The organism is Romboutsia sp. (assembly GCF_056995035.1).
In genome coordinates, this window is the sequence record NZ_JBXKIW010000006.1 from 1 (window position 1) to 3,903 (window position 3,903).

4 protein-coding genes are annotated in these 3,903 nt (G+C 28.2%); 3 read left to right on the forward strand and 1 reads right to left on the reverse strand.

What is annotated here, in order from left to right; translation table 11 throughout:
- The 3 genes from nrdG to AC11VW_RS00585 all read left to right on the forward strand — a co-directional run.
- Positions 1–481 (forward strand): anaerobic ribonucleoside-triphosphate reductase activating protein (gene nrdG / locus AC11VW_RS00575; protein WP_484299448.1); only part of this gene is annotated, 481 nt, incomplete at its 5' end.
- A gap of 97 nt (positions 482–578) precedes the next feature.
- A complete protein-coding gene (locus AC11VW_RS00580; RefSeq protein ID WP_484299449.1) occupies positions 579–1,454 on the forward strand; it encodes an aldose 1-epimerase family protein in 876 nt (291 codons plus the stop codon).
- A 201-nt stretch (positions 1,455–1,655) separates the two neighbouring features.
- Positions 1,656–2,267 (forward strand): DNA-3-methyladenine glycosylase, encoded by a 612-nt coding sequence (locus AC11VW_RS00585; RefSeq protein ID WP_484299450.1) that lies wholly within the window; start codon positions 1,656–1,658, stop codon positions 2,265–2,267.
- A gap of 314 nt (positions 2,268–2,581) precedes the next feature.
- On the opposite strand, the gene AC11VW_RS00590 is transcribed toward AC11VW_RS00585, so the two are convergent.
- Positions 2,582–3,667 (reverse strand): HD-GYP domain-containing protein, encoded by a 1,086-nt coding sequence (locus tag AC11VW_RS00590; protein WP_484299451.1) that lies wholly within the window; start codon positions 3,665–3,667, stop codon positions 2,582–2,584.
- Positions 3,668–3,903: the final 236 nt, after the last annotated feature.

Genomic DNA, 3,903 nt, shown 5'->3' on the forward strand with positions numbered 1-3,903 from the left:
AGCTTATGAAAGCTTAGTTAATGGGCCAGGTATGAGAAGGGTATTCTTTGCACAAGGTTGTAAACACGATTGTAAAGGGTGCTTTAATAAAGATACTCATAGCTTTTGTGGTGGAGAAGAAAGAAATGTAGATGAATTAATAAAAGATACATTAGATAATCCTATTTTGAGAGGAGTTACATTTAGTGGTGGGGATCCATGGGAGCAAGCTGATAAATTTGCGTATATGGCAAAGGCCTTTAATGAGAAAGAGCTAAGTATTTGGAGTTATACAGGATATACATATGAGTACATCATAGAAAATAAGGATATAAGAGTGGGTTGGTGTGATCTATTAAATAATATAGATGTCCTTGTAGATGGAAGATTCGAAGAAGAAAAGCAACAAGATGGACTTAAATTTAGAGGATCAACAAATCAAAGGATAATAGATGTTAAAGAAAGCTTAAGGCTAAACGAAATTATTACGATAGATGTATAAGTTTATTAGCGTTAATTTTAGAGAGGGAATAGTGAATTATTAGTTTTATATAACAAGTTTACTATAAAAATATTTAATAGTATGGGGAGAAAATATTATGATTTATTCTTTAGAAAATTCAAGTATTAAGATTACAGCAAGTACTCATGGGGGTGAAATACATTCTATAACAAGTAAAATTGATGGAACTGAATATTTATGGGATGGAAATCCTGAGTATTGGAAATATCATGCGCCAATATTATTTCCTATAGTAGGAAAGGTTATGGGTTCAAAGTATAGAGTAAATGGAAAAGTATATGAATTACCACAACACGGGTTAGCTAGAACTTCTGAATTTACATTGATTTCTAAGACAGATAATGAAGTAACGTTTGAATTAAATTTTTCAGAAGAATCATTAAGAGTATATCCATATAAGTTTTCATTGAAATCTACTTATACACTAGAAGATAATACTGTTAAAGTCACATATAGTGTTAAAAATTTAGATGATAAGGAGATATGTTTTTCAATAGGAGCACATCCAGCATTTATGTGTCCTATCAATAAAAATGAAAAATTAGAAGACTGCTATCTTGAGTTTAATGAAAAAGAGATAAGTAAAAAGAAGGTTCTTACTGAGGAAGGATATCTTTCTCATAATGAAAATGAATGTCTAAATTCCATAGATATGCTTATGTTATCAAAGGAATTATTTAAAGATGATGCATTAGTTTTTGATAATTTAAAATCTGATAAAATAGCAATAAAATCAAAGAACAGTAGCAAAGCATTAACTGTAGACTTTAATGGCTTTCCTTATATGGGGATTTGGGCACCAAAAGATGGAGCTCCATTTGTATGTATAGAACCTTGGTTTGGCCATGCAGATTATGAAGACTTTAGTGGTGAGCTCAGCGAAAAGGAAGGTATAATATCATTAGAAGTAGAAAAAGAGTTTAGTTGTACGTATAAAGTCACTGTTATTTAAAAATTGAACTCTGCTTTGAATCGATTTAGCCTTATTAAGATTATAATTTCTATTATATTTAAAATAATAAATTTATGGATTTATCCACAGAATATTAATTAACCTTATATATCTGTGGATTATTTATAATGATCTGTGGATGGAATTAAGGATTTTGGGAAACATATTTTTAAATATAAGTAAGAAGGGAGAATCTAAACATTGATTCTAGAGAAAGAATTTTATAAGCAAGGAGCATTAACTTTAGCAAAAGAACTTTTAGGAAAGACGCTTGTAAGAAACATTGATAATATAACTTTAAGAGGCAAAATTGTTGAAACAGAAGCTTACATAGGTGAAATAGATAAGGCGTCTCATGCCTATAATGGCAGAAGAACTGAAAGAACAGAGCCTTTATTTAGAGAAGGTGGCATTTCATATGTATATTTTATTTATGGAAAATATTATTGTTTTAATGTTATAAGTGGACTTGAAGATAAGGGCGAGGGAGTTTTAATTAGAGCATTAGAGCCATTAAATGAGTTTGATTATCTCGCAGAAAAAAGATTTAATCAAAAATATGAAGAACTATCAGAAGCGAAGAAAAAATCAATTGCAAATGGTCCTTCAAAGTTATGTATGGCATTCACAATAGACAAGTCAGAAAATTATATGAAGCTCTATGAAAAGGGAGATTTTTATATAGAAGATAGCAAAAATGAAAAATTTGATATAGTTGAAACTACAAGAATTGGCATCGATTATGCCGAAGAGGCTATAAACTTTCCTTGGAGATTTTATATAAAAGATAATAAGTATATTTCTAAAAAATAGACGAGATATATCAAATTGTTAGATAGATTATGGTAGATGCTCTAAAAATACAATTATTAACCTACAAATAGAGCACATATTATTAAAAATTATATGCTCTATTTATGCGTTAAGATTAAGTCTGATTTACTTAATTTATAGGAATGAATCTAATAGCTTTTTAAAAACTGAAATTTTCTTTAAAGGCTATAAAGCTATTTAATATGTAAAAGTATACCTAAAATATAGCATTATAAAATACTACATTTGAAAATTTATTTCTATATCAAGGTATCGCGGATATTACCAACCTTAGCTTTTATTAAGAGCTTTTTTTATAGTTCGTATCTTATACCTGTTATTACTATTGAAATTTCATCTATCAAATTAATTTCCTCGTTAATTTTATCGGCGTTAGAGCTTTTAAGAATTTTTACAATAGGCCTTAGAGGAAAATTAGGCAAGGTTTCTTGTATTACAGCTATATCACCATTACTAAGATCAACTAAAGTTCCTTTAGAAAATGGGATTACTATTTTACAAAAGGTATTAACTATATCGTAATCAAACATCTTACCTGCATTAGACATTAAATACTCTAAAACATCACTTGGAAACATTGCTTTTTTATTAGGTCTACCCGTAGATAATTCATCATATGTATTAGCAATACTTACAATTTTACTCAAAGTATTAATTTCATCATTAATTAATCTATTAGGATAGCCTAATCCATCAGGTCGTTCATGATGTTGCAATGCTATTATTTTACTATTAGCACTTAAATTATAAGAGTCTGATAGATATTTGTAACCAAGATTTGAGTGTTGTTGTAACAGTGAAGTTTCCTCTGAGGTTAATTCCTCTTCTTTCATCAGGATTTCCTTGGGAATAAATGATTTTCCAACATCATGGAGCAAAGCTCCAGTACAAAGATATTGCAATTGCCTCTTAGGTAGCTTTAAAGCAATACCAAGAACAAGTGATATTACAGCAACATTTACAGAATGAGAATAAACATAATTATCCATGCTTCTTATATCTACTAATGAAAGTAAAACATTTTTGTTATTTAGTATATTTTCAATTAGATCCTCAGCCATGTTTTCAATGTTATCAAAATAGACAGATTCCTTTTTTGAAAACTTATCAGCAACAGTAAGTCTATTTATATTGGAAAAGGCTTCCTTTATTGTTAAGATTGCTTTTTGTCTTAACTCAGGTTTGACAATATCTTCAATTTCATCAGAACTATATTCATCAATTATATATAACGATAGAATATTTATGTCTTTTATTTTAGATATAATTCCTTCGCTTAGGGTTACACCAGATCTTACTAATATTCTGCCATCAATATCATATAAAGTTTTACCGATAATTGTATTTGGTTTTACACATTCAATTGGAACTAATCTCATAATTATCTTCTCCTCAAGCTTTTGGTTTTAAATAATACAATTTATAACATAATTCGTAGCTAATTTATTAGACATAATAGTAGTATATCAGTAAAATTAATCTATTTGTAGTATTATAGAAAAATATATTGTTGATTATACGATATATTGTAAAATTATGAAGTTAATGTTATGAATTAGACTATTATTAATTTGTGATATAGCTCTGGCATGAGATAAATTTTATTTAAATATAA